We start from the raw sequence: 24,372 nt of genomic DNA, 5'->3' as shown, positions 1-24,372 counted from the left end.
CGCGAGAGGGCCGCGATCACCGGAGGGCGGGACGCGCCCGGTGAAGTGGCGCTTCCCCGCCGTGCCGGACGGCGGGGAAGCGCGGAAGCGTGAACCCCGCCCCGGAGATCGAGAAGGGGGTGGGATGCCGAAGGGAGCGCGGGGCCGGGACGATCTTCCAGCGCTGTCGGACGGCTCCCAGGCCGACGGTGCCGGAGAAGGGCGCGGCGGCCTGTTCGGCACGCCGGTGGAAGGGGACGCCGGCCTTGGCGTACCGGTCCACCTTCACGATCCGGTCGATGGTCTCCGAGCCGGGCGGCACGACCTCGGCGACCAGGAGCCGTACCGCTCCGCGCTGATCTGCGTACGCATCCACGCGGGCGCCACCGTCCCGGCGGTCACGGTGTACTTCCTTCGAGGAGCCCCGACGGGTCCGGCGCTGCCGGGCCCGGCCTACTGTCCTGTGGTGCCGGGGCGCCCGATGCGCGAGAACGCCAGACCGCGGGAGGCCACCGTGCCCGCCTCGTCCCCCACGTGCGGGCACACGAGTGCGGTTCGGCCGGGCGAGGCGGAGTCCATGCGGGCCTCGCCGACGGGGCCGGCCGTTGTGAGAGGCTGGGCCGTATGAACCGGTTGGCTGGTGTGACCTCGCCTTATCTCCTTCAGCACGCTGACAATCCGGTCGACTGGTGGCCCTGGACGCCGGAGGCTTTCGAGGAAGCGCGGCGGCGTGACGTACCCGTTCTGCTGTCGGTCGGCTACTCGGCATGTCACTGGTGTCACGTCATGGCACACGAGTCCTTCGAGGACGAGACGACGGCCGCGTATCTGAACGAGCACTTCGTGAGCGTCAAGGTGGACCGCGAGGAGCGCCCGGACGTCGACGCGGTCTACATGGAGGCCGTGCAGGCGGCCACCGGCCAGGGCGGCTGGCCCATGACCGTCTTCCTGACGCCCGAGGCCGAGCCCTTCTACTTCGGGACGTACTTCCCGCCCGCTCCCCGCCACGGCATGCCCGGCTTCCGCCAGATCCTGGAGGGCGTGCACGGCGCCTGGACCGAGCGGCGCGAGGAGGTCGCCGAGGTCGCGGAGAAGATCACGCGGGACCTCGCCGGGCGCGAGATGAGCTTCGGGGACGACCAAGTGCCCGGCGAGGAGGAGCTGGCCGGGGCCCTGCTCGGGCTCACCCGGGAGTACGACGCGAGCCTCGGCGGATTCGGCGGGGCGCCCAAGTTCCCGCCGTCCATGGTCGTGGAGTTCCTGCTCCGCCACCACGCCCGCACCGGCTCCGAGGGCGCCCTCCAGATGGCGCGGGACACCTGTGAACGGATGGCGCGCGGCGGCATCTACGACCAGCTCGGCGGAGGGTTCGCCCGGTACTCCGTCGACCGTGAGTGGGTGGTTCCCCACTTCGAGAAGATGCTGTACGACAACGCGCTGCTGTGCCGTGTCTACGCGCACCTCTGGCGCGCCACCGGGTCCGAGCTCGCCCGCCGGATCGCCCTGGAGACCGCCGACTTCATGGTGCGTGAACTGCGCACCGCCGAGGGCGGTTTCGCCTCCGCGCTCGACGCCGACAGCGACGACGGGAGCGGCCGGCACGTCGAGGGCGCGTACTACGTGTGGACGCCCGGGCAGCTGCGCGAGGTCCTGGGGGACGACGCCGAACTCGCCGCCGAGTACTTCGGGGTGACCGCGGAGGGCACTTTCGAGGAGGGGTCCTCCGTGCTGCAACTCCCCCAGCAGGAAGGGGTGTTCGACGGCGAGAAAGTGGCAGGTGTGCGACGGCTGCTGCTGGCCGCCCGGTCGGAGCGCCCGGCGCCCGGCCGTGACGACAAGGTCGTCGCCGCGTGGAACGGGCTGGCCGTCGCCGCGCTCGCGGAGACCGGCGCGTACTTCGACCGCCCGGACCTGGTGGACGCCGCGATCGGCGCCGCCGACCTCCTCGTCCGTCTGCACATGGACGACCGCGCGCGGCTGGCCCGTACCAGCCGGGACGGCCGGGCGGGCGCGAACGCGGGGGTGCTGGAGGACTACGCCGACGTCGCCGAGGGATTCCTCGCGCTGGCCTCCGTGACCGGCGAGGGCGTCTGGCTGGAATTCGCGGGGTTCCTCCTCGACCATGTGCTCGCGCAGTTCACCGACCCCGGGTCGGGCGGCCTGTACGACACCGCGGCCGACGCGGAGCAGCTCATCCGCCGCCCCCAGGACCCGACCGACAACGCCACACCCTCCGGCTGGAGCGCGGCGGCCGGCGCCCTGCTCTCGTACGCCGCGCACACCGGTTCCGAGCCTCATCGCGCCGCCGCCGAGCGGGCGTTGGGTGTCGTGAAGGCGCTCGGGCCGCGTGCTCCCCGTTTCGTCGGCTGGGGGCTGGCGGTCGCGGAGGCACTGCTCGACGGGCCGCGCGAGGTCGCGGTCGTGGGACCGGCCGGTGACGCCATGACCCGGGCGCTGCACCGGACGGCGCTGCTGGGCACCGCGCCGGGTGCCGTCGTCGCCGTGGGCGCCGCGGGAAGTGACGAGCTGCCGCTGCTCGCCGACCGCCCGACGGTGGACGGGGAACCGGCCGCGTACGTCTGCCGCAACTTCACCTGTGACGCTCCGACGACCGATCCCGACCGTCTCCGCACGGCTCTGAGCGGCTGAAACGGCTGGCCCCCGGACACGGCGGATGTGACACACCGTCGTGCCCGGGGGATTCGGGGATCTGGGGGGATCTGTTGCTCACGTCTGCCTTCATCGCTGCCGTTTCGCCGGCCCTTTTCCGACGGCAAGGTGCTGCTGATCGCCGGGTCCGGCAACAGCGAGGAGAACGTCGTCGCGGGCACCTCCACCAGCGCGGTCCACGACCCGGCGAACGGCACGTAGAAGGTGATCCCCACGCCGAAGGACATGTTCTGCTCGGGGCACGTCCAGCTCGCCGACGGGTGGGTGCCGGTGATGAGCGGCGACAGGCGTTCCCGGTCGGGGGCGGGCACGGCTGCGAGGGGTACGCCGATGATCCTGATGCGGGACAGGCGGCTCTTCTGCTCGGACACTCACGTCTTCGGCAACGGCACCCCGGGTACCGGGTCGGCGATCTACGACTGCGACGCGAACACGGTGACGGCGATCCCGGGGCCGCGGAGCATGGACGAGCGCGACCAGTCGAGCGTGGACGGGCGCGTTCGTCTACAGCACCCGTCCGAACTCGGCGAGGGCGCGCCCCACGATGGCCTCCAGGTTCTCGTGGTGCGCGCCCCTCCAGTAGGCGCGCCCGCACTCCCGGCACTGCGCGAACACGTCGTACGACCGCTCGGTGCCGTCCTCCAGCTGGCCGGCGACCTGGTCCTTGGCGGCCTCCCGGAGGAGACCGTTGCAGGCGGTGCAGCGCGTCCAGGGCCGCAGCTCGGGTGCGAACCGGCCCAGGACGTCCCGGAGTTGGTCGTCCGGCCGGGTGCTGTAGACGAACGCGCCCGCCCACAGCTCGCGGCGGCGCAACAGCCCCCGGTCGCGGCTGAGCATGACGCGCCGCTCGGCCGCAGAGCGGGTGGCGAGGGCCGGGTCACCGATGTCCGTGGACTCGTAGGCGGTGTCGACGCCGAGGAGGCGCAGGCGGCGGGCGAGGGTGCCGAGGTGGACGTCGAGGAGGAAGCGGAGCGGGGCGCCGGGGACCCGCTGAGGGCGTTCGACCGCTCGGACGTGCACGGACTCGCCGGCCGCCGGGACGTGCGACACCGGGACGTCCCGGCCGTCCACGACCAGGGCGCCGACCTCGGTCAGCGGGACGCCGAGCGACTCGACGACATGGCCGAGGGTCGAGGAGCCGTCGGTGGCGACGGCGGTGGCGCCGGAACGCCGCGCGTGGGGGACGAACAGGCCCAGCTCCGGGGCGAAGGCGACGAGGATCTCCGGTCCGTTCACCCGGTCAGGATGTCATGAGCCCTTTGCCACCGGCAGGCCGTGTTCCAGGACGTCCACCGCGCGCTCGACGACGTCGGCGAAGTCCTCCCGGTGGCCGCCCTCGGCCCAGTACAGCGAGGTCTCCATCAGGCCTCCGATCAGCGACATCGCGAAGACGCGCACTTCGAGACTGTCGGGATCCCGGCCGACGCGTTCGCCGATCGCCCGGCACAGCAGTCGGCCCGTGACGGACATGCTCTCCATCATCCGGGAGCGGACCGCGGGGATCTCGACCATCAGCCGGGCCCGCAGCCGGGTCACCTCGGGCTCCTCGGAGCTCCCGAGGCCGATGGCCTTGCGCAGCACGTACCGCAGGGAGTCGAACCACGGCTCGTCCGCGGGCCGTGCCCGCAGTTCCTCCTCGAGGAGCGTGTCGTACTCGTCCGTGAGGACGATGTCCTCCTTGGCCGGGAAGTAGCGGAAGACGGTGGACGGGGAGACCTCGGCCGCCTCCGCGATCTGCTCGACGGTCGTCGCGTCGTACCCCTGCTCCTGGATCAGCCGGTACGTCGCCTCACGGATCGCGATCCGGGTCTTCATCTTCTTCCGCTCCCTGAGCCCCGGCTGGGTGCCCGGGGCGGGAGGGGAGCTGTGTGCGGTGGCGGCCATGACGCTCATTGTCGGGCATCGGCGGTCGTCGGAGCCATGCCGGTGTCCTCCTCGGCGGCGGGGGCGGGGGTGGGCGCGGGGTTGGGCAGCAGGGCCGCGGCGAGCAGCGCGGTGGCGAGTGCCGCGATCCCGCTGACCAGCAGGACCAGGTCCATGCCGTGGATGTAGGAGGCGTCCGCGGAGGCGGCGAGCGCGTGGTCGCCGAGCCGAGCCGCGACCACGTGGGCGCCGACCACCGAGTCCGCGGCGGTGTCCGCGGCCGCGTGCGGCAGACCGGAGGTGTCGAGCCGGTCGCCGTACGTGCTCGCCATCAGTGAGCCGAGCAGCGCGATACCGATCGCACTGCCCACCTGGCGCACGGTCATCAGCAGTCCCGAGCCGCTGCCGGCGCGGTCGCGGGGCAGCGCGCCGAGGGCGGCGGACATCGCGGGCACCACGGCGAAGCCGAAGCCGAGTCCGGCGATCGACAGCCACAGGGCGGTGAAGCCGTAGCCGTCGTCGACGGCCGTACGGCTGCCGAGGACCGCGGCGAAGGCGAGGGTGACCAGGCCCCCGCTGATCACCGCCCGCGGGCCGAACCGCGCCAGCAGCGGCTGGGCGCCCCTGGAGGCGATGAGCAGTCCGCCCATCATCGGCAGCATCCGCACCCCGGTGGCGAACGCGTCGTGTCCGAGCACCGCCTGCAGATACTGCGGCAGCACGAACATCAGCCCGGACAGCACGAACATCACGAGGGTCGCCGCGAGCGTGTTGAGCAGGAAGCCGCGCCGGGTGAGAAGGGAGAGGTCCAGCATCGGGCGGGGGCTGCGGCGCTCGCGGAGGACGAGCAGCGCGATCAGGACGAGGGAGGCGGCGAAGAGGCCGAGGATCAGCGGATCGCCCCAGCCGCGCTGCGGGGCCTCGATGATCGCGTAGATGAGGAGGCTGAGGCCGGCCGCGGTGAGCGCCGTGGAGACGATGTCGACCTTGGGCGAGGCGGGGTCGCGGGTCTCGGGGAGCAGGAAGACGCAGGCGGCGATGCCGATCGCGGCCATGGGCACGTTGACCAGGAAGACCGAGCCCCACCAGAAGTGGTCGAGCAGCCAGCCGCCGAGGATCGGTCCGAGCGGCAGGCCCAGCGCGGAGGCGGCGGAGACCGCGCCGACCGCCTTGGTGCGCTCCTCGGGTCCGAACAGCGACGGCAGGACGGCCATCGCGAGCGGCATCACGAGCGCGCCGCCGACACCCATCAGCGCGCGGGCGACGATCAGCGGGGTGACGTCGTCGACCAGCGCGCCCACCAGGGAGCCGGCCAGGAAGACGCCGAGGCCGGTGATGAGCATCCGGCGCCGCCCGAAGCGGTCGCCCAGCAGGCCGGCCGGGAGCATCAGCGCGGCGAAGACGACGACGTAGGCGTCCGCCATCCACTGCTGTTCGCCGGTGCTCGCGTCCAGGTCACGGGCCATCGTCGGCAGCGCCACGTTGAGGATCGTCATGTCGAAGCCGAGCACGAGCATGCTCGCGACCAGGGCCCCCAGGGCCCACCAGCGGCGGGGATCGCGCCCCACGGTGTCATTCTGAGTGAGAGTCACCATGAAATGAAAGTAACTCTCAAAAGATGTCGACTGTCAATGGGGTGTGTCTGTCGGTACGGTGTGTCTGCCGGGTGTCTGCCGCAGCCTGCCGGTGCGCCTGTGGGTGTCGGCCGGTGCCCGCCGGGGTGTTTTTGGGCACGGCAAAGGGCCGCGGCTTGCGAGCCGCGGCCCTGGGGTGGCCGGAAAAGGGTGCCGGGAAGAGGCCGGCCGGCGGGGTCAGCCGTGCTGGTAGGCCACCAGTGAGATGCCCACGTAGTGCACGACGAACGCCGCGAGGGTGAGGGAGTGGAAGACCTCGTGGAAGCCGAACCAGCGGGGGGAGGGGTTGGGGCGCTTGATCCCGTAGATCACTCCGCCCGCGCTGTAGAGCAGACCCCCGACGATCACCAGGACGAGGACGGCGATCCCGCCCGTGCGCATGAAGTCCGGGAGGAAGAAGACGGCGGCCCAGCCCATCGCGATGTAGCAGGGGGTGTAGAGCCAGCGGGGGGCGCCGACCCAGAAGACCCGGAACGCGATGCCGGCCGCCGCCGCGCCCCAGATGCTCCACAGGAGCCACTGCCCCTTGGCCTCCGGGAGCAGCAGCATCGTCAGCGGCGTGTAGGTGCCCGCGATGATCAGGAAGATGTTGGCGTGGTCGAGCCTGCGCAGGACGCCGTCCATGCGCGGGCTCCAGTCGCCGCGGTGGTAGAGCGCGCTGACCCCGAACAGCAGGCAGGCGGTCAGGACGAAGATCCCGCAGGCGATGCGGGCGCGGGTCGAGCTCGCGAGGGCGGTGAGCACCAGGCCGGAGATCAGGACGGCCGGGAACATGCCGAGATGCAGCCAGCCGCGGAGTTTGGGCTTGACCGGATGTGATTCCGGCTGCGACAGGGGTGGCGCTGCGGGGCCGCGGCCTGTGGCCGGCGAGTCCGTGGGCGCGTCGGGGACGGGCGCAGTCATACGCCGAATCGTACCTACGGAACCGTAAGTTACGTATCAGTACGCCGCGCCGACCGGTCAAGAACGGCCATCTTCTCACGCTGCTGCCGCGCCGCACCGCTCAGGCAAAAAATCCTTCAGCTGAACCCCGTGTGGACGCAAAGAAGCGCGGGTACACGTGGCGATGCTCACTCCGCTCAGGTGTGAGGCCCTCTGGACATATGGGCGGATGCGTCGGATGATCAAATGAGTGCGGTCGGCACCGGATGAGCGCCAGGGTTCCCTCACCGTGAAGCATCCGGGTCGCAGCCCCCAAGGGGCACAACAAACAAAACCCCTCATCTAGGAGCAATCGTGGCGCGCGACATCGCGGCTCCCTCCACCGTTCCCACCCAGCACAAGGACCTGATCTCGTGGGTCAACGAGATCGCCGAACTGACGCAGCCGGACAGCGTGGTCTGGTGTGACGGATCCGAGGCCGAGTACGAGCGGCTGAGCGACGAGCTCGTGCGCAAGGGCACCTTCAAGAAGCTCGACCCGATCAAGCGCCCCAACTCCTACTACGCCGCTTCCGACCCGACCGATGTCGCGCGGGTCGAGGACCGGACGTTCATCTGCTCCGAGAAGGAGCAGGACGCGGGCCCGACCAACCACTGGAAGGCGCCCGCTGAGATGCGGGAGATCTTCACCGGCGAGCAGGGAGTCTTCCGCGGCTCGATGAAGGGCCGGACGATGTACGTCGTCCCGTTCTGCATGGGCCCCCTCGGCTCCGACCTCTCCGCGATCGGCGTCGAGATCACCGACTCCGCCTACGTCGCCGTCTCCATGCGCACCATGACCCGCATGGGACAGCCCGTCCTGGACGAGCTCGGCACCGACGGCTTCTTCGTGCGTGCCGTGCACACGCTCGGGGCGCCGCTCGCCGAGGGCGAGGCCGACGTGCCGTGGCCGTGCAACTCCACGAAGTACATCTCGCACTTCCCGGAGACCCGCGAGATCTGGTCGTACGGCTCGGGCTACGGCGGCAACGCGCTGCTCGGCAAGAAGTGCTACGCCCTGCGCATAGCCTCCGTCATGGCACGGGACGAGGGCTGGCTCGCCGAGCACATGCTCATCCTGAAGCTGACCCCGCCGCAGGGCGGGTCCAAGTACGTCGCCGCGGCCTTCCCGAGCGCGTGCGGCAAGACCAACCTCGCCATGCTGGAGCCCACCGTCTCCGGGTGGACGGTCGAGACCATCGGTGACGACATCGCGTGGATGCGGTTCGGCGAGGACGGCCGGCTGTACGCGATCAACCCCGAGGCCGGTTTCTTCGGCGTCGCGCCCGGCACCGGTGAGCACACCAACGCCAACGCGATGAAGACGCTCTGGGGCAACTCGGTCTTCACCAACGTCGCGCTGACCGACGACGACGACATCTGGTGGGAGGGGATGACGGAGGAGACTCCCGCCCACCTCACCGACTGGAAGGGCAACGACTGGACGCCGGAGTCCGGTACCCCGGCCGCCCACCCCAACGCCCGCTTCACCGTCCCCGCCGACCAGTGCCCGATCATCGCGCCCGAGTGGGAGGACCCCAAGGGCGTGCCGATCTCGGCGATCCTCTTCGGCGGGCGCCGCGCCACGGCCGTACCGCTGGTGACGGAGTCCTTCGACTGGAACCACGGTGTCTTCCTCGGCGCGAACGTCGCCTCCGAGAAGACCGCCGCCGCCGAGGGCAAGGTCGGTGAACTGCGCCGCGACCCGTTCGCGATGCTGCCGTTCTGCGGCTACAACATGGGCGACTACATGGGGCACTGGATCGACGTCGCCAAGGACAAGGACCAGGCGAAACTCCCGAAGATCTACTACGTGAACTGGTTCCGCAAGAACGACGCGGGCAAGTTCGTGTGGCCGGGCTTCGGCGAGAACAGCCGTGTCCTGAAGTGGATCGTGGACCGTCTCGACGGCCGTGCCGAGGGCGTCGAGACCCCCATCGGCGTCCTGCCCGCCAAGGGCGCCCTGGACACCAAGGGACTCGACCTGTCCGAGTCGGACCTCGACTTCCTGCTCACCGTCGACAAGGAGGTGTGGCGCGAGGAGGCCGCGCTCGTGCCCGAGCACCTCAACACCTTCGGCGAGCACACCCCGAAGGAGCTGTGGGACGAATACCGGGCGCTGGTGCAGCGTCTGGGCTAGGTCGTGTCCGTCCCTTCCCGCCGGGCGCCCGCCGCCCGGCGGGGAGAGGCCGACGCGCCCTCCGCGCCCCACCCGCTCCGCGGCCGGCCGGACTTGCCCTGACCTGCGACGTCGCCAGGGCCGGCCGCGGTGACAGCACCCCGCCGGGGCTCCGCACGACCGTGTGCGGGGCCCCGGCGGCCGTCATCACCGCACCGGGCCCGGAGCCCCGGCCGGTCACTGCGAGCGGCCGCGGTCCTCCAGATAGCGCGTGTGCGTCTCCTGACGCCGCGCCTCCGCCTCCCGCAGGGCTCCCGCCAGCCGGTCGGCCTCCTCGTGCAGCAGGGTGAGCTGCCGTTCCAGATGCCGTTCCGGCGGCTCCGTGCCGGGCGTCAGCCTGGTCCACCACCGGGTCCGTACGAAGGTGTCGACGGCCTCGGGAATGTCCTGCCGTACGGCACGGGACAGCGCGTGCACGCCCTCCGGGTCGCGCACGAGGACCTCGGCGACCCACCCGGGGTCCAGCAGCGCGGCCAGGAGCTCGCTCAGCTCGGTGAGCCGGCCCGCGGCCGCCGGAGGCAGCTCGACGCCGTCCAGGTACCCGCGCAGCGTGGCGAAGTCGGCCCGCAGTTCCTCCAGTTGTGCGGAGGGGTCCGGGAAGTCCGGGAGCGGCGGGCGCTCCGGCGGCGCGATCAGCGCGCCCGCGCCGTACAGACCCGCGACGACGACGGGCCAGTACACGCCCGCCAGCCCCGTGAAGGTCAGCGCCAGCCCGCCGAGCCCGCAGGCGCTCCCGGCCAGGTTCTTGCGGGACTCCAGATAGCCCACGAACCTATTGGTAGCCACGGATCTCCTCGAAGGCGCCGTCGAGCGAACCCTTGCGGGCGTCGAAGAGACGGCCGCCGGTCAGGTCGGCGATGTGCCCGAGCTCGCTGCGGTCGGAGTCGCCGAAAAGGATCGGGAAGACGGGGATCTCCCGCTGCGCGCCGGGCAGTTCGCGGTAGAAGCCGTCGAAGTGCCCGGGACCCGAGCCCGTCGTGTTCTCGCCGTCGGTCATCAGCACGATCGACGTGAACGAGTCGTCGTCGGCACCCAGATGCTCGTACGCCTTCTCCAGCGAGGTGTAGATCGCGGTGTCGCCGGAGGCACTGAGCGCCCGGGTGTCCGCCCGGATGCCGTCCAGTCCGGCCCCCGGGTCGGCGGGCCGCACCAGGTGCGTGCGGACGCTCTTGACGTTCGATCCGAACGGCATCAGCGTCACCTCCTCGCGTTCACGGAAGTCGCCCGTCAGGGAGGTGAGTGCCTTCTTCAGCCGGTCGAGCCTGCTGCCGCGCATCGAGCCGGAGGTGTCCAGCACGTACACGGTGCGGGAGGGCCGGCGGAGTTGGTTCTCGTACGAGTCGAGGAGCCGGTCGGCGACGGACCGGCTGCCGGGGAAGGGGAGTTCGCGCCGTCTGCTCGTGTCGAGACCGGCCGCCGGGGCGACGGAGGCGACCACCGGACGGCGCAGGGTGCGCTCGGTGATGAGCCGCTGGACGGCCGGGGTGCGCAGCGCCTCGGTGAGACGGCGGACGGTCTCCCGGGTGTTCTTGTCCGTGGCGGCGAGCGAGGAGAGCGGATAGTCGGCGGTCACGACGCCGTCGCGCGGCCGGATGACCGTCAGGTCCTTCATCCCTTTGAGGACGGACTCGTAGTTGAGCAGGGCGTCCACGGTGCCGCGGCGCCGGTACGCGCTCGCCAGCCAGCCGGAGGACCCCGAGGTCAGCTTCTGGCCCTTGAAGAACTCCTTGAGGCGTGGAGTCGCCTTGACCACGTCCCCCTCGGTGAGCGCCGACTGCGCTCCGGACAGGCCCGAGGCGACCGAGATCAGGGTGGAGAACCCGGAGTTGGAGCGGGCGGGGTCGGTCATGCCGTACGTCAGCCGGCCCTCCGCCACCGCTTTCTCCACCTGTGGCCAGGTGACGTCGTCCGGCTTCCAGCCCAAGGCCTTCACGGTCGCCGGCTTCACCCCGATGGCGACCGGACTCGACATGACCGGCGTCTCCGAGACGACCTTCTTCGCCGCGTCGGGCCGCAGCCGCAGATAGTCGTTGGACGACAGCCACAGCGCGTCGTAGGAGCCGTCGACCTTGCCGCGGGCGAGGAGGTCCACGGCGGCGAGGGTGCCCAGGTAGGTGGGGCGGACCGTGATGCCGGTGTCCTTGCGGACCTGCTCCAGCACCGGCCGCATGTCGCCGAGTTCGCTGGAGGCGAGGACGCGCAGGGTGCCGGGTTCGGGTGCGTTCTGCCCGGGCCGCTGCTCCTGCCGCGGGTGCGAGGTGCACGCCGTCAGCAGCGCGAGGACGGCGAGAGCGGTCAGTCGTGGTCTCACGCGGACCCTCCGTCCAGGGCGCCGCGCGACCGGCTGCGCTCCAGGTAGACGCTCGCCTGCTGGAGTTCCGAGGTGAGGGACTCCACGGTCGCCGCCATCGACTCGGTGGCCTGGACCTTGTAGGTGTCGATGGCGTCGAGGGTGCGGTAGATCTGCTGGAAGGCGGTACGGAGGGTCTCCGCGCCGACGGCCGGGTCGGCGGCGATGCGCTGGATCTCGCCGCTCTGCGTGGCGAGCATCTCGGCGTTGCCGCGGATCAGTTCCTCCGTGGTACCGCGCAACGCGTTGACCTGGTCGACGACCTTGCGCTGGTTGTCGAGCGCGGAGGCGAGCATCACGGAGATGCGCAGCGCCGAGACCGTGGTGGTGGCGGCGCGGTCGACGCCCTTGATGAGTTCGTCGTTGTTGCGCCGGACCACGTCCATGGCCAGATAGCCCTGCGCGCACACCGCGAGCTGGGTCAGCAGGTCCTGGTGCTTCTGGCGCACCGGGAAGAGGACGTCGGAGCGGAGGGTGTCGGCCTGCGTGGGGTCGGCGGTGTCGACGCCCGCGATGTGCTGCTCGACGGCCGTGTCCAGGGCCTGGGTCAGCACCACGTACTCCTGGAGCTTGCCCATCGTCTCCCAGAGCCGGACCCGCTCGGTCTGCAACGCCGCGTTGTCGCGCCGCAGTTCGTCCTGACCGCCGCGCAAGGAGCCCACGATCTTGTTCAGGGTGGCCTGCGAGGAGGCGTACTTGGCGACGTGGTCGCGCAGCTTGTTTCCGCCCGGCAGTCGCGACAGGAACTTGCGCCCCTTGCTCGCGGGCACGTCGCGCGGGTCCAGGTCCTCCACCACGCGCCGGAGTTCGACGAGCGAGCCCGCGACGTGCGACTGCGCGTCCTCGCCCTTCGAAGGCAGGCTGCGCAGGGTGCGCTCCAGCATCCGGTTGGACTGCGCGGCGGCCCCCCGCATCTCGCTCGCGCCCAGTCCCGCGATCTCCCCGACCTTGCCCGCGAACTCGGGTGAACGGGCGTCCAGGGAGGCGAGCCCGCCGATGTACTCGGCGGCCCGGCGCGCCATCTCGTCCTGCACGGACGGGTCGACGGGAACGAGCCCGCCGGCCTTCTCACGCGGCACGGGCGCGACGGCCTCGGGCGGCGTGAGGGTGAACGTGTCCTCGATGCTCATGATGTGCTTCCCCCCTGGCCCTTCGCCCGGCGGGCCATCTCGTGCAGCACCGCGGAGGCGGGCACGGGCGCCTGCCGGACGCCGGTCAGTTTCTGGTTGAGGTAGGTGGCGTGGGCGGCGGTCGCCGCCGTGAACTCCGCGCTCGCGCCCTGCGGACGGAACCCGTGCTTGACGGCCAGCCTGCGCAGAACAGGGTCGCTGCTGAGGAGTTCACCGAGCGCACGGCCGGCCTCCGTCAGCGGTACGACGGTGTGGTCGCTGTTCGCGGTGGTGTCCGGGTACAGGACCGTGAGGTCACCGACGTCGTCGCCCTGGGCGAGCAGCGAGGCGACCTGTGACTCGTACACGAGCACGAGCGGGTTTCCGGCCCCGCTGACGAAGTCCCGGAACGCGGCGTCCGTGCTGGTCTGCTGGGCTCCCTGGACGCTGATGAGCTTGCGCATGAGGGGCGCGGTGCGGTTGACGGCGGCGGTGTCCGCGGCGACCCGGCCGCCGTCGGCGACGTACGAGGCGGCGGCGAGGTAGAGCGCGCCGGAGTTGGAGGTGGCGGGGTCGGTGGTGGCGATGTACAGCGTGCCCGTCAGCTCCCCGTGCGCCCCGGCCCCCTTGAGCTGCTGCCAGGTCCGGTCGTGCTCGGCGGCCTTGAGGTACGCGGCCATCCTGAGCGTGCCGGAGCGCTTGCCGAGGGTCGCGAGCCCGTTCGCCGCCAGCACCTCGGCGGCGCTGCGGTGGGCGACGACCACGAGGGGCGAGTAGAAGGGGCGCGGCAGCGGCTGCCGCGCGTGGTACTTGGCGGCGAGCTCGTCGGCCGGGGCCTGGCTCGAGGGGAAGGCGAAGTCGTACCCCTTTAGGTCCAGGCCCTCCATGGCCCAGGACCCGGAGGTCTCCGTCTTCACGGTGTAGCCCTTGGCGGCGAGGGCCTTCACCACGTCGGGGTCGGCGAAGAACTCCGCCTTCTCCGAACCGATCACTCCGTGCACGGTCTTCGTTGCCGTGCCCGTGTCCTGACCTTCGCGGCCCGCTACGACGGCTGCTGCCACGCCGCCGATCAGCAAGGCCGCCAGGACGATTCCCACGATGCGTCTCACACCGAGGAGAATGCTCCCGGAATCCAACGTTCCCGGAGGCACCGGGTGAACGGGGAGTGACCGACCTATCCCGGTATGCAACCGGAACGGATCCCTCCTGCGGTGCGGCCCGTCACCAGGGCGCGGGGCCCGACGCCTCGACGAACACACGGGCGGGCGCGCCGGCTCCGGCGGCGGCCGTGGCGAGGACCGCTGACACCAAGACGGTCCGGCGTCCCGGGTCGTGGACGATCGTCGTGGACTGCGGCACCCTCACGGTGCCCGGCGCAGATCCGCGGATCACGGTCCGTTCGGCGGCGCCGGGCACGGAGGCGGCGGAGCGGCCGGCGCCGGTCGTGGCGGTGGGGCCGTGGACGACTGCCGTGACCCCCGGCTGACCGGGTGTGTGTGGCACCCGGTCCGCGCGTCGCTGCGGGTGCACGCGGACCGGGGCCGTAAGGGGAGAGCGCTGGGCTCAGTGGGAGGCGAGGGTGCGGGGGTCGGTGGCCAGCGCGTGGGCGTCCATGCGCTCGGCGGCCAGGATCGCGGCGGCCGTGTCCGCGCGGGAGGCGGCGACGACGAGGGCGCGTCCGGCGAGGGAGTGGGCGCGCTGGTGGAGGGCGGTGGCGCGCGGCTCGGGGGCGGCCGCGGACGCGCGGACAGGCGCCATGCCTCCCCGGAGCCGCGCGACCTGTTCGGCGAGCCGCCCGGCCGCGGTGTCCAGGTCGGGGGAGGGGGCGAGCGCGCGGATCTCGTCCGTCACCGCGAGGAGGGCCGCGAGGTGCCCGGCGAGCTGGATGTCCAGCTCGTCCTCGCGCGACCGGTGGGGGAAGTCCGAGGGCGTGCCGGGCGCGGTGTGGACCGACTTGGTGCGGATCGGTTCGTACATGGGACGGCCTCCTGTGCGCTCGCAGGAAACCATCCTAGCTTGGATTTCGTCTAAAGTTGAGCCAGGTCGCGCATCTGGATCCAACGGCCACGCAGGGTGAGGGTCACGGCTGGCCGTAACCGTCCAGGAAGGTGCCGATCCGGGTCACCGCGTCGGTCAGATCAGCCACGGTCGGCAGCGTGACCACCCGGAAGTGGTCCGGCTCCGGCCAGTTGAAGCCCGTCCCCTGGACGACCATGATCTTCTCGCGGCGCAGCAGGTCGAGCACCATCTGCCGGTCGTCCTTGATCTTGAAGACCTTCGGGTCGAGCCGGGGGAAGAGGTAGAGCGCGCCCTTCGGTTTCACGCAGCTCACGCCCGGGATCCGGGTCAGCAGCTCGTACGCGACGTCCCGCTGCTCCTTCAGGCGCCCGCCGGGCAGGACGAGCTCGCCGATGGTCTGCCGGCCGCTGAGCGCGGCGACCACGCCGTGCTGGCCCGGCATGTTCGCGCACAGCCGCATGTTCGCGAGGATCGTCAGGCCCTCGATGTAGGAGTCGGCGTGGGCGCGGGGGCCCGAGATCGACATCCAGCCGACGCGGTAACCGGCCACCCGGTACGCCTTCGACATGCCGTTGAAGGTGAGGGTGAGCAGGTCGGGGGCGACCGCGGAGGTGGGGGTGTGCGTCGCGTCGTCGTACAGGATCTTGTCGTAGATCTCGTCCGAGCAGACGAGCAGGTTGTGGCGGCGGGCGATGTCGGTGAGCCCGCGCAGCATCGCCTCGTCGTACACCGCGCCCGTCGGGTTGTTCGGGTTGATGATGACGATCGCCTTGGTGCGGTCGGTGACCTTCCGCTCCACGTCCGCGAGGTCGGGCATCCAGTCGGACTGCTCGTCGCAGTGGTAGTGGACGGCGGTGCCGCCGGACAGTGACACGGCGGCGGTCCACAGCGGGTAGTCCGGTGCCGGTACGAGCACCTCGTCGCCGTCGTCGAGCAGGCCCTGCATCGCCATCACGATCAGCTCGGACACGCCGTTGCCGATGAAGACGTGCTCGACGTCCGTCTCGATGCCGAGGGTCTGGTTGTGCATGACGACGGCACGGCGGGCGGCCAGCAGGCCCTTCGCGTCGCCGTAGCCGTGCGCCGAGGAGACGTTGCGGAGGATGTCCTCCAGGATCTCCGGCGGGCACTCGAACCCGAAGGCGGCGGGATTGCCGGTGTTCAGCTTGAGAATCCGGTGCCCCGCGGCTTCCAGCCGCATCGCCTCCTCGAGCACCGGGCCCCGGATCTCGTAACAGACGTTGGCGAGCTTGGTCGACTGGATCACCTGCATGTCCGTGAGCTTACGGCCGCGTAACGCCTCGCGGGGCGTGTTTTCCACCACGTGAGACGTGGTGTTTTGGGTGACTTTCGTCCTCTCTCGCGCCGCGGGCCCCGTGATCCCGGCGGTGCGCGCCCGTGTCCTGGCACAACGGCCGGACCGGTGCGCGAGCCGGGCCCGGGGAAGGGTCGATTCCCGTCACGGGCGGGATTCCCCCGAACGGGTCGGTGACCGCGACCACACGGTTCCCGCGGAGGTCGCCCGAGGCCGGAAACGACTCCTTGTCCGTCACGTCCCCTCGCTTCACAATGCGCATGACAAGACTGGCCGTGGCCGGAAGACCTCCGGCCGCCCAAGTCGCAAGAGGGGACCCCCACATGAGAAAGCCTCTCGTCGCCGCGCTGTTCGCCCTGGTGATCACCGGGGCGGGCGTGGCACCCGCGGTCGCGGCACCCGCACACACAGCCACCCCCGCACACGCCCCCGCACACGCCCCCGCACCCGCGTCCGCACCGGCCGCGCGGTCGTCGGCCGCCGAGTCGCCGGCCGGGAGCACGTCGGCCGTCCGGGCGCCGGCCGTCCAGGCCGTGAACTACGCGGGCACCGTCGCGCTCAGCAACTGCTCCGGCTCCGTCATCCGGATGCCCAACTCCGCCGACAGCGACCCCGCGCTCGTGCTCTCCAACGGGCACTGCCTGGAGACGGGCTTCCCGGAACCGGGTGAGGTCATCGTCGGCCAGACCTCCACGCGCTCCTTCACCCTGCTCAACTCCGCGGGGACGGGCGTCGCGACGCTGCGCGCGAGCAAGGTCGCGTACTCGACGATGACCGACACCGACATCACGATCTACCAGCTCACCCGCACCTACGCGCAGATCAGGAGCTCGTACGGGATCAGCGCGCTCACCCTCAGCGACACCCACCCCACCGCGGGGACGGCCATCAAGGTCGTCTCCGGTTACTGGAAGCGGATCTACAGCTGCAACGTCGACGGGTTCGTGTACCGCCTGAAGGAGGGTGACTGGACCTGGAAGGACTCGGTCCGCTACACCTCCGCCTGCAACACCATCGGCGGCACCTCGGGCTCGCCCGTCATCGACAACGCCACCGGCAAGGTCGTCGCCGTCAACAACACCGGCAACGAGGACGGCGAGCGCTGCACGGTGAACAACCCGTGCGAGGTCGACGCGGGCGGCAACGTCACCATCCACCAGGGCATCAACTACGCCGAGGAGACCTACCAGATCGTCCCGTGCTTCGGGACCGGCAACAAGCTCGATCTGAGCGCCACCGGGTGTGTCCTGCCCAAGCCGTGACGCCCGGCGGGGCGGGCGGTCAGGCCGTACGGCGGACCGCCCGCCCCGCCAGGACGTCCGTGCGCCGTCCGTCCTCGATCACGAAGCGGCCGTCGACCAGCACGTACGGAATGCCCGTCGGGAGCGTGCGCGGCGCCTCGAACGTCGACCCGGCCGCGACCGTGGCCGGGTCGAACAGGACGAGGTCGGCGCGGTAGCCCTCGCGGACCAGGCCGCGGTCCGGCAGCCGCAGCCGGGCGGCCGGACGGCCGGTGAGGTGGGCGACGCACTCCTCGAGCGAGAGGACACCCAACTCCCGCACGTACCGGCCGAGATACTGCGGGAACGTGCCGTAGGCGCGCGGGTGCGGCTTGTCGCCGCGCAGGATGCCGTCGGAGCCGCCGGTGTGCACACGGTGCCGCATGATGGCGCGCACGTTCTCCTCGTGGCCGACGTGCTGGAGGATCGTGGCGCCGAGCCGGTCGTCGAGGAGGATGCGGCGGGCGGTGGTCCAGGGGTCCTCGCCGAGCCGGTCGGCTGACTGCCGGACCGTGCTGCCGACGTACTGCGCGAGCGCCGGCTCGGTGACGCCGGAGATCTCGATCGTGTCCCACTCGATGGGGACGCCGTGGCAGCCGTCCGCGCCGACGACCTCCATGTGATGCCGGATGCGCTCGGCGCTCCCGTCGTCCGCCAGGCGCGCGAGCACCGCCTCGGGGCCGCCCTCGCTCGCCCAGCTCGGCAGCATCGCCACGAGGGTGGTGCAGCCGGGGGTGTAGGGATAGGTGTCGAGGCTGATGTCCGCGCCCTCGGCGAGCGCGCGGTCCAGGAGCGCGAGCAGTTCGGGCGCGCGGCCCTCGTTCACCCCGAAGTTCATGGTGGCGTGGGCGAGATGGAGCGGGCAGCCGGCCTCGCGGGTGAGGGCCACCATCTCCTCGTACGCCTCCAGGGCGCCCGCCCCGTACGAGCGGTGGTGCGGGCAGTAGTAGCCGCCGTGTCCGGCCACCACCCGGCACAGTTCGGTGAGTTCGGCGTCCGGGGCGTACATGCCGGGGGTGTAGGTGAGGCCGGAGGACATGCCGACGGCGCCCTCCCGCAGACCGTCGGCGACCAGCCGTCGCATGCGGTCCAGCTCCCGCTCCGTCGCCGGGCGGTCCTCCCAGCCGACGGCGAGCATCCGGACGGTGCCCTGCGGGACGAGGTACGCGGCGTTCACCGCGATGCCCTCGCCGTCGAAGCCGTGGTCGAGCCGGTCCAGATACTCGCCGACCGAGCGCCAGCTGAAGTCGATGTCGTCGCCGTACCCGTTCCAGCCGGTGATCGCCCTGCGGACCTCGGCGAGCGTGCGGTCGTCCACCGGCGCGTACGACAGCCCGTCCTGGCCGATGACCTCCAGGGTCACCCCCTGGGCCGCCTTCGCGGTGTGCTCCGGGTCGCGGAGCAGAGCCAGGTCGCTGTGGGCGTGCATGTCGATGAAGCCGGGCGCCAGGGCCAGGCCCTCGGCGTCCAGCACGCGGCGGGCGACCGGTCGCAGACAGCCGGCCGCCGCGCCCTCCTTGACCACGGTGGTGATCCTGCCGCCCTCGATCCCCACGTCGGCGCGGTACGAGGGGCCCGCGGTGCCGTCGACGACCTCCGCGTCACGGATGACGAGATCCATCATGGCGTGCGTCCTTTCCCGTGCCGGTTCTAGAAGAAGGTCCGTACGTAGTCCACGACCGTCCCGTCCGCCTCCACCACGGGGATCAGCTGCCACTTGTCGAAGGACGTGCACGGGTGCGACAGCCCCAGCCCCACCCAGTCCCCGACCTCCAGGTCCGCCTCCGGGGAGGTGGTCAGCCACCCGTGCTGGTCCGAGAGGCCGGTGACGGCGACACCGGTGGCGGGGCGCTCGCGGCCGTCCCGCCGGACCGCCTGGGCCTCGGGCAGATCGAGGTCGTAGGCCGCGTCCCGCTTGCCCGCGTTGACGAAGGCCTGCTCGGGGGAGGGCCGCGAGACGACCTGGGACCAGAGCCGGAACGCCGGGTGCAGGGCACCCTCGTCGGGGACCCGGGCGAACGGCGTCAGCCGGCGGTAGTGACCGTCGTCGTGCGAGACGTACGCGCCCGAGCGCAGCAACTTCAGGACGGGACGGGAGAGTTCGGGGATCTCCGCGAAGACGTCGGCCACCGCGTCGAACCAGGCGCTGCCGCCCGCGCTGACGACGATCTCCGGCACCCCGGCGAACCGGCCCGCCTTGTCGAAGTCCACCGCGAGCGCGGTGAGCCGGCGCAGCCACGTGTGCACGCGGTCGGCGTCGGCCTGCGGCACCTCGCCCTCGTACCCCGCCACGCCGACCAGCCGCAGCGTCGTCGTCGCCGCCACCGCGTCCGCGACCGCCGCGCACTCCGCCTCCGTCCGCACGCCGGTACGGGCCCCCTCGCCGGCGGCGAGCTCGACGACCACGTCCACCGGACGGGTGGAGCCGTGCAGCGCGGCGGCCATCAGCTCGACACCGCGCACCGAGTCGACGTAGCAGACGAAGCGGAAGTCCGGGTCGGCGGCGAGCTCGGCCGCGATCCGGCGCAGGGCCGCCGCGTCGACGAGCTCGTTGGCGAGGAAGACCCGCTGGACGCCGAACTCCCGGGCCACCCAGACCTGGTGGGGCACGGCGAGGGTGATGCCCCAGGCGCCGTGCTCGATCTGCCGGTGGAAGAGCTGCGGGGCCATCGAGGTCTTGCCGTGCGGCGCGAAGGCGAGGCCGTGGCGGGCGGCGTACGACTCCATCAGGGCGAGGTTGTGGGTGAGGCGCTCGGCGGAGAGGGCGAGCACGGGCGTGGTGAAGCCGTCGTCGAAGAGGTTGCGGCGCTGGGCGGTCAGCTCACCGACGGTCAGACCCCGGGCGTCCGGGGGCAGCCCCTTGAAGCGGTGGTCCACACGGTCCGCCGCGAGAGCGGCGAGGCGTGCTGCGGCGGTGTCGGCGCCCATGGGGCCTCCCTGATGAGGTGCGTTGCATAGGTTGCAACGGTCATTGCGTATGTCGCTCAGTGCTGTCTAACATCCCAGCCAACGCAGGGTCAACGGTGCCGCCGGGCGCCGTCGACCGCCAGAGCCGCGCGAGCGAGGAGCCCCCGTCATCGTGACCCCCACCGGACCCGCAGCTGCCGAGTCCCGTCGCGTCGGCGGCGCCCGCCCCGTCGACGTGGTCGCGCTCGGCGAGTCCATGGTCACGTTCCTGCCCTCCCGGCCGGGGCGGCTCGCCGACGTGCCCTCCTTCGACCGGGGGATCGGCGGCGCCGAGTCCAACGTGGCGTGCGTCCTCGCGGCCGCGGGGCACCGCGTGAAGTGGATCGGACGGGTCGGGGACGACGGGTTCGGCGACCATCTCGTCGAGGCCATCACCGGGTACGGCGTCGACACCTCCGCCGTGCGCCGTGACCCGCACCGCCCCACCGGAATCTACTTCCGCACCGCGGGCGACCGGGCCACGGACGACCACGAAGTCCTCTACTACCGGGCCGGCTCCGCCGCCTCCGCGATGTCCCCGGACAACACGCCCCGCGCGGAGCTGGACTCCGGACACGTCCTGCACCTCTCCGGCATCACCGCCGCGCTCTCCGCCGACTGCCTGGCCCTGCTCCGCGAACTGACCGCCCCCCGTCCCTCCCGCCCGCTCGTCTCGTTCGACGTCAACCACCGGGCCCACCTCTGGCCCCACCCGGAGACGGGCCGGACCGTCCTGCTGGAACTGGCCCGCCGCAGCGACCTCGTCTTCGTGGGCGAGGACGAGGCGGAGGAGGCGTGGGGCGTCACCGGCGGCCCCGACGCGGTCCGCGCCGCTCTTCCCGAACCCCGGGCACTGGTGGTGAAACAGGGCGCGGGGGGCGCGACGCTGTTCGAACGCGGCAGCGGTGGCGAGCCCGGCGGTGTCCGCGGTGCCGAGCCCGGCGGTGTCCGCGACGGCGGGCCCCGCGCGGACACCGTCACCCGCGTTCCCGCCCTCCGGGTCGACGTCGTCGCGCCCGTCGGCGCCGGGGACGCCTTCGCCGCCGGGTTCCTGTCCGCCACGCTGCGCGGACTGCCCGCCCGGGACCGGCTGCGGCACGGCCACCTCACGGCCGCCGCCGCCCTCACCGTCCCCGGCGACCTCGCCACGCCGCCGTCCCGCGACCACGCCGACCGGCTGGCCGCCCTGGACGACGAGGCGTGGGGGACACTTCGACTCGGCCCCGGCTGGACCGAAGCCGTCACGCGGGCCGACGAGGAGGTACGTACCCCATGAGCCAGACCGTCGACCGGGCGCTGAGCATCCTGCCGCTGCTCGCCGAGGGACCCGCCGACCTCGGCCAGGTCGCCGACCGTCTCGGCGTCCACAAGTCCACGGCGCTCCGGCTCCTGCGCACGCTGCACGAGCACGGCCTCGTCCACCGCCAGTCCGACCAGCGCTACCGCCTCGGCGCCCGCCTCTTCGCCCTCGCCCAGGAGGCCGTCGAGAACCTCGACGTCCGGGAGATCGCCCACCCCCACCTCGTACGCCTCAACGAGCAGTGCGGGCACACCGTCCACCTCGCGGTCCACGAGGACAACGAGGTCCTCTACATCGACAAGGTGGAGAGCCGCTACCCGGTGCGCATGTACTCCCGGATCGGCAAGCCCGTCGCCATCACCGTCGCCGCGGTCGCCAAACTCCTCCTCGCCGACCTGCCCGACGCCGAACGCCGCGCCTTCACGGAGAAGCTCGACTACCCCCTGTACACGGCCCGTTCGACCCCCAACGCCCCCGCCTTCCTCAAAGAACTGGCGGCGGTGCGCGAACAGGGCTGGGCCACCGACCTCGGTGGCCACGAGGAGTCCATCAACTGCGTCGCCGCGCCCATCCGGGGTGCCGACGGGCGGGTCGCCGCCGCGATGTCGGTCTCCGCGCCCAACGTCGTCGTCACCGCCGAGGAACTCCTCACCCTGCTCCCGCTGGTGCGCCGTACGGCGGACGCCATCAGCCGCGACTACTCCGGAAGACCCCCGAAGGACCCCAGCTAAGGACCCCCATGACCGAGAAGACCGCCCTCACCCCGAAGACCCACACCACCCCGCCCGCCAAGTTCTCGCACGGAGTCAGGAAGGGGAACATCCTCCAGGTCGCCGGGCAGGTCGGCTTCCTGCCCGCCGTCGAGGGCGAGCCGCCGACTCCCGCGGGCCCGACCCTGCGCGAGCAGACCCTCCAGACCCTCGCCAACGTCCGGGCCATCCTCGAAGAGGGCGGCGCCACCTGGGACGACGCGATGATGATCCGCGTCTACCTCACCGACGTCGACCACTTCGCCGAGATGAACCAGATCTACAACACGTACTTCGAGGAGCAGGGCCTCACCGCGCCCCCCGCCGCCCGTACGACCGTCTACGTCGGTCTGCCCGTGGGCCTCCTCATCGAGATCGACGCGCTGGCCGTCCTGAGCTGACGCCGGGCTCCGCTCTCTTACGCTCTTCCGCTCTTCCCCCGCACTCCGTACGTCATCACGGTGCGGCGCCCGTTCCCGGGGCGCCGCACCGCGATTCCCCCTGCCCCGAAAGACTCGTGGAATTACGAGGTCCCCCGTGATGTCCCTGCTCGCCGCCGCCGCGCCCGAGACCCCACCCCACACCGGTGGACTCATCGCCATCGTCCACGGCACCGCCGGCCTCCTCACGGTCGCCGCGCTCGGCATCCTGCTGCTCCTCTTCCTGATCATCAAGGTCAGACTGCAGCCGTTCGTCGCGCTGCTCGCGGTCTCCATAGCCGTCGGCCTCGCGGCCGGTCTCTCGGTCACCGAACTCTTCGGCACCGTCCAGCGATCCGACGCCGTCTCGCTCATCGAGTCCGGCATGGGCGGCACCCTCGGTCACATCGCGATCATCATCGGGCTCGGCACCATGCTCGGCGCCGTGCTCGAAGTCTCCGGCGGAGCAGAGGTGTTGGCCTCCCGGCTGCTCCAGCTCTTCGGAGAGAAGCGCGCCCCGCTCGCCATGGGCCTCACCGGCCTGATCTTCGGCATCCCGGTCTTCTTCGACGTCGGCATCTTCGTCCTCGCGCCGATCGTGTACGCGGCCGCCAAGCGCGGCGGCAAGTCGATCCTGCTGTACTGCCTGCCGCTGCTCGCCGGCCTGTCCATGACCCACGCGTTCCTGCCGCCGCACCCGGGCCCGGTGGCCGCCGCCGGTCTGCTCCACGTCGACCTCGGCTGGGTCATCCTGATGGGCATCGTCTGCGGCATCCCCGCCGTGCTCGCCGCCTGGGCCTGGGCCGCCTGGGTCGGCAAGCGGATCTTCGTCCCCGTACCGCAGGACATGGTCGAGGCAGCCGACGAGGCGAAGGCCGCGCTGGTCGAGGAGCAGCGGACCGCCGGCGTCACGCCGCGGGAGGCCCCGGTGCCGCTCGGCACGGTGCTGGCCATCATCGGTACGCCGCTGGTGCTGATCCTGCTCGCGACCTTCTCCTCGATCGCCTTCGACCCCTCCACCGGCCGTTCGGTCATCGAGTTCTTCGGCCACCCCTTCGTCGCCCTGACGATCGCGCTGCTGCTGGCGTACTACCTGCTCGGCATCCGTCGTGGCTGGTCCCGCAAGTCGCTGGAGACGGTGTCCACCGCCTCCCTCAAGCCGGTCGGCAACATCCTGCTCGTGGTCGGCGCGGGCGGGGTCTTCGGCGCGGTCCTCAAGGGCAGCGGGGTCGCCCAGGCACTTTCCGACACCTTCAACGACGTCGGCCTGCCGGTGGTCGTCCTCGCCTACCTGATCTCCCTGGTCCTGCGCGTCGCCCAGGGCTCGGCCACGGTCGCCATCGTCACCACGGCGGGCATCGTGGCCCCGCTGCTGACCGAGGGCGACCACTCCCAGGCGTTCGTCGCGCTGGTCATCATGGCCATCTCGGCGGGCTCCATCTTCGCCTCGCACGTCAACGACGGCGGCTTCTGGATGGTCGCCAAGTACTTCGGCATCAGCGAGCGGGACACGCTGAAGACCTGGACCGTCCTGGAGTCGGTGCTGTCCGTCGCCGGGTTCGCCGTGGCCGCCGTGGTGAGTGTGTTCGTATAACAGCCGCGTAGCTAAGCAGGGGCTGGCTGTGCCCGGCACAGGATCT

Annotated in this window: 20 protein-coding genes and 1 pseudogene; 7 read left to right on the top strand and 14 right to left on the bottom strand. The window is 71.6% G+C overall.

The features are described from left to right. Window positions 1–205: 205 nt before the first annotated feature. Window positions 206–319, bottom strand: a pseudogene (locus tag ACFVTC_RS15115) (Uma2 family endonuclease); the annotation flags it as partial. A gap of 284 nt (window positions 320–603) precedes the next feature. Between ACFVTC_RS15115 and ACFVTC_RS15110 the strand changes: the two are divergent. Beyond that, complete coding sequence (locus tag ACFVTC_RS15110) at window positions 604–2,628, top strand: thioredoxin domain-containing protein (protein ID WP_390127008.1); 2,025 nt, start codon at window positions 604–606, stop codon at window positions 2,626–2,628. A gap of 525 nt (window positions 2,629–3,153) precedes the next feature. Here ACFVTC_RS15110 and ACFVTC_RS15105 read toward each other — a convergent pair. The 4 genes from ACFVTC_RS15105 to ACFVTC_RS15090 all read right to left on the bottom strand — a co-directional run bounded on the left by ACFVTC_RS15105 (window position 3,154) and on the right by ACFVTC_RS15090 (window position 7,049). Beyond that, window positions 3,154–3,885, bottom strand: a complete 732-nt coding sequence (locus ACFVTC_RS15105) for a Mut7-C RNAse domain-containing protein (RefSeq protein ID WP_390127006.1) — start codon at window positions 3,883–3,885, stop codon at window positions 3,154–3,156. A 12-nt stretch (window positions 3,886–3,897) separates the two neighbouring features. Then, complete coding sequence (locus ACFVTC_RS15100) at window positions 3,898–4,542, bottom strand: TetR/AcrR family transcriptional regulator (protein WP_390127005.1); 645 nt, start codon at window positions 4,540–4,542, stop codon at window positions 3,898–3,900. Further along, window positions 4,539–6,107: an MFS transporter gene (locus ACFVTC_RS15095; RefSeq protein WP_390127004.1), complete on the bottom strand. Its 1,569-nt coding sequence runs from the start codon at window positions 6,105–6,107 to the stop codon at window positions 4,539–4,541. The genes ACFVTC_RS15100 and ACFVTC_RS15095 overlap by 4 nt, the downstream gene beginning before the upstream one ends. A gap of 216 nt (window positions 6,108–6,323) precedes the next feature. Continuing rightward, entirely contained in the window at window positions 6,324–7,049 is a 726-nt protein-coding gene (locus ACFVTC_RS15090; RefSeq protein ID WP_168529964.1) for a hemolysin III family protein, read from the bottom strand. Between the two features lie 333 nt (window positions 7,050–7,382). On the opposite strand from ACFVTC_RS15090, the gene ACFVTC_RS15085 reads away from it, so the two are divergent. Continuing rightward, the gene (locus tag ACFVTC_RS15085) at window positions 7,383–9,206 is read left to right on the top strand and encodes a phosphoenolpyruvate carboxykinase (GTP) (RefSeq protein ID WP_390127003.1); all 1,824 of its coding nucleotides are present in this window, start codon (window positions 7,383–7,385) and stop codon (window positions 9,204–9,206) included. A 216-nt stretch (window positions 9,207–9,422) separates the two neighbouring features. On the opposite strand, the gene ACFVTC_RS15080 is transcribed toward ACFVTC_RS15085, so the two are convergent. The 7 genes from ACFVTC_RS15080 to ACFVTC_RS15050 all read right to left on the bottom strand — a co-directional run bounded on the left by ACFVTC_RS15080 (window position 9,423) and on the right by ACFVTC_RS15050 (window position 15,996). Next, window positions 9,423–10,031, bottom strand: coding sequence for a hypothetical protein (locus ACFVTC_RS15080; RefSeq protein ID WP_390127002.1), 609 nt, complete (start codon window positions 10,029–10,031; stop codon window positions 9,423–9,425). Next, entirely contained in the window at window positions 10,018–11,556 is a 1,539-nt protein-coding gene (locus ACFVTC_RS15075; RefSeq protein ID WP_390127001.1) for a substrate-binding domain-containing protein, read from the bottom strand. Before ACFVTC_RS15075 ends, ACFVTC_RS15080 begins: the two co-directional genes overlap by 14 nt. After that, on the bottom strand, window positions 11,553–12,725 hold the full coding sequence (locus tag ACFVTC_RS15070) for a toxic anion resistance protein (RefSeq protein WP_390127000.1): 1,173 nt from the start codon (window positions 12,723–12,725) through the stop codon (window positions 11,553–11,555). The genes ACFVTC_RS15075 and ACFVTC_RS15070 overlap by 4 nt, the downstream gene beginning before the upstream one ends. Continuing rightward, entirely contained in the window at window positions 12,722–13,813 is a 1,092-nt protein-coding gene (locus ACFVTC_RS15065; RefSeq protein ID WP_390126999.1) for a substrate-binding domain-containing protein, read from the bottom strand. The genes ACFVTC_RS15070 and ACFVTC_RS15065 overlap by 4 nt, the downstream gene beginning before the upstream one ends. A gap of 112 nt (window positions 13,814–13,925) precedes the next feature. Continuing rightward, window positions 13,926–14,207 carry a hypothetical protein gene (locus ACFVTC_RS15060; protein ID WP_390126998.1) on the bottom strand — a complete coding sequence of 94 codons (282 nt, stop codon included), beginning with the start codon at window positions 14,205–14,207 and terminating at the stop codon, window positions 13,926–13,928. Window positions 14,208–14,267: 60 nt separating this feature from the next. After that, window positions 14,268–14,681: a hypothetical protein gene (locus ACFVTC_RS15055; RefSeq protein WP_390126997.1), complete on the bottom strand. Its 414-nt coding sequence runs from the start codon at window positions 14,679–14,681 to the stop codon at window positions 14,268–14,270. A 103-nt stretch (window positions 14,682–14,784) separates the two neighbouring features. Continuing rightward, entirely contained in the window at window positions 14,785–15,996 is a 1,212-nt protein-coding gene (locus ACFVTC_RS15050; protein WP_390126996.1) for a pyridoxal phosphate-dependent aminotransferase, read from the bottom strand. 365 nt (window positions 15,997–16,361) lie between these two features. On the opposite strand from ACFVTC_RS15050, the gene ACFVTC_RS15045 reads away from it, so the two are divergent. Then, window positions 16,362–17,300, top strand: coding sequence for a serine protease (locus ACFVTC_RS15045; RefSeq protein WP_390126995.1), 939 nt, complete (start codon window positions 16,362–16,364; stop codon window positions 17,298–17,300). 19 nt (window positions 17,301–17,319) lie between these two features. Here ACFVTC_RS15045 and ACFVTC_RS15040 read toward each other — a convergent pair whose 3' ends face one another. Both ACFVTC_RS15040 and ACFVTC_RS15035 read right to left on the bottom strand, forming a co-directional pair. Next, entirely contained in the window at window positions 17,320–18,942 is a 1,623-nt protein-coding gene (locus ACFVTC_RS15040) for an amidohydrolase family protein (protein WP_390126994.1), read from the bottom strand. A gap of 26 nt (window positions 18,943–18,968) precedes the next feature. Continuing rightward, window positions 18,969–20,246: an amino acid deaminase gene (locus tag ACFVTC_RS15035; protein ID WP_390126993.1), complete on the bottom strand. Its 1,278-nt coding sequence runs from the start codon at window positions 20,244–20,246 to the stop codon at window positions 18,969–18,971. A gap of 235 nt (window positions 20,247–20,481) precedes the next feature. On the opposite strand from ACFVTC_RS15035, the gene ACFVTC_RS15030 reads away from it, so the two are divergent. From ACFVTC_RS15030 to ACFVTC_RS15015, 4 genes are all read left to right on the top strand, one after another. Further along, window positions 20,482–21,540, top strand: coding sequence for a sugar kinase (locus ACFVTC_RS15030; RefSeq protein ID WP_390127063.1), 1,059 nt, complete (start codon window positions 20,482–20,484; stop codon window positions 21,538–21,540). Further along, complete coding sequence (locus tag ACFVTC_RS15025) at window positions 21,537–22,295, top strand: IclR family transcriptional regulator (RefSeq protein WP_390126992.1); 759 nt, start codon at window positions 21,537–21,539, stop codon at window positions 22,293–22,295. Before ACFVTC_RS15030 ends, ACFVTC_RS15025 begins: the two co-directional genes overlap by 4 nt. 8 nt (window positions 22,296–22,303) lie before the next feature. After that, window positions 22,304–22,714: a RidA family protein gene (locus ACFVTC_RS15020; RefSeq protein ID WP_390126990.1), complete on the top strand. Its 411-nt coding sequence runs from the start codon at window positions 22,304–22,306 to the stop codon at window positions 22,712–22,714. 139 nt (window positions 22,715–22,853) lie between these two features. Beyond that, window positions 22,854–24,326, top strand: a complete 1,473-nt coding sequence (locus tag ACFVTC_RS15015; protein ID WP_390126989.1) for a GntP family permease — start codon at window positions 22,854–22,856, stop codon at window positions 24,324–24,326. Window positions 24,327–24,372 lie beyond the last annotated feature (46 nt).

The organism is Streptomyces sp. NPDC057950, from assembly GCF_042887295.1.
Taxonomy (GTDB): domain Bacteria; phylum Actinomycetota; class Actinomycetes; order Streptomycetales; family Streptomycetaceae; genus Streptomyces; species Streptomyces kaempferi.
This window is presented reverse-complemented; position numbering and strand designations above follow the sequence as displayed.

Excerpts from the sequence above, each read along its gene's own strand:
- ACFVTC_RS15090 (WP_168529964.1), bottom strand. The coding sequence starts at position 7,049 with ATGACTGCGCCCGTCCCCGACGCGCCCACGGACTCGCCGGCCACAGGC.
- ACFVTC_RS15015 (WP_390126989.1), top strand. The coding sequence starts at position 22,854 with ATGTCCCTGCTCGCCGCCGCCGCGCCCGAGACCCCACCCCACACCGGT.
- ACFVTC_RS15025 (WP_390126992.1), top strand. The coding sequence starts at position 21,537 with ATGAGCCAGACCGTCGACCGGGCGCTGAGCATCCTGCCGCTGCTCGCC.
- ACFVTC_RS15110 (WP_390127008.1), top strand. The coding sequence starts at position 604 with ATGAACCGGTTGGCTGGTGTGACCTCGCCTTATCTCCTTCAGCACGCT.
- ACFVTC_RS15040 (WP_390126994.1), bottom strand. The coding sequence starts at position 18,942 with ATGATGGATCTCGTCATCCGTGACGCGGAGGTCGTCGACGGCACCGCG.
- ACFVTC_RS15020 (WP_390126990.1), top strand. The coding sequence starts at position 22,304 with ATGACCGAGAAGACCGCCCTCACCCCGAAGACCCACACCACCCCGCCC.
- ACFVTC_RS15035 (WP_390126993.1), bottom strand. The coding sequence starts at position 20,246 with ATGGGCGCCGACACCGCCGCAGCACGCCTCGCCGCTCTCGCGGCGGAC.
- ACFVTC_RS15050 (WP_390126996.1), bottom strand. The coding sequence starts at position 15,996 with ATGCAGGTGATCCAGTCGACCAAGCTCGCCAACGTCTGTTACGAGATC.
- ACFVTC_RS15100 (WP_390127005.1), bottom strand. The coding sequence starts at position 4,542 with ATGAGCGTCATGGCCGCCACCGCACACAGCTCCCCTCCCGCCCCGGGC.
- ACFVTC_RS15030 (WP_390127063.1), top strand. The coding sequence starts at position 20,482 with ATGGTCACGTTCCTGCCCTCCCGGCCGGGGCGGCTCGCCGACGTGCCC.
- ACFVTC_RS15070 (WP_390127000.1), bottom strand. The coding sequence starts at position 12,725 with ATGAGCATCGAGGACACGTTCACCCTCACGCCGCCCGAGGCCGTCGCG.
- ACFVTC_RS15095 (WP_390127004.1), bottom strand. The coding sequence starts at position 6,107 with ATGGTGACTCTCACTCAGAATGACACCGTGGGGCGCGATCCCCGCCGC.
- ACFVTC_RS15045 (WP_390126995.1), top strand. The coding sequence starts at position 16,362 with ATGAGAAAGCCTCTCGTCGCCGCGCTGTTCGCCCTGGTGATCACCGGG.
- ACFVTC_RS15055 (WP_390126997.1), bottom strand. The coding sequence starts at position 14,681 with ATGTACGAACCGATCCGCACCAAGTCGGTCCACACCGCGCCCGGCACG.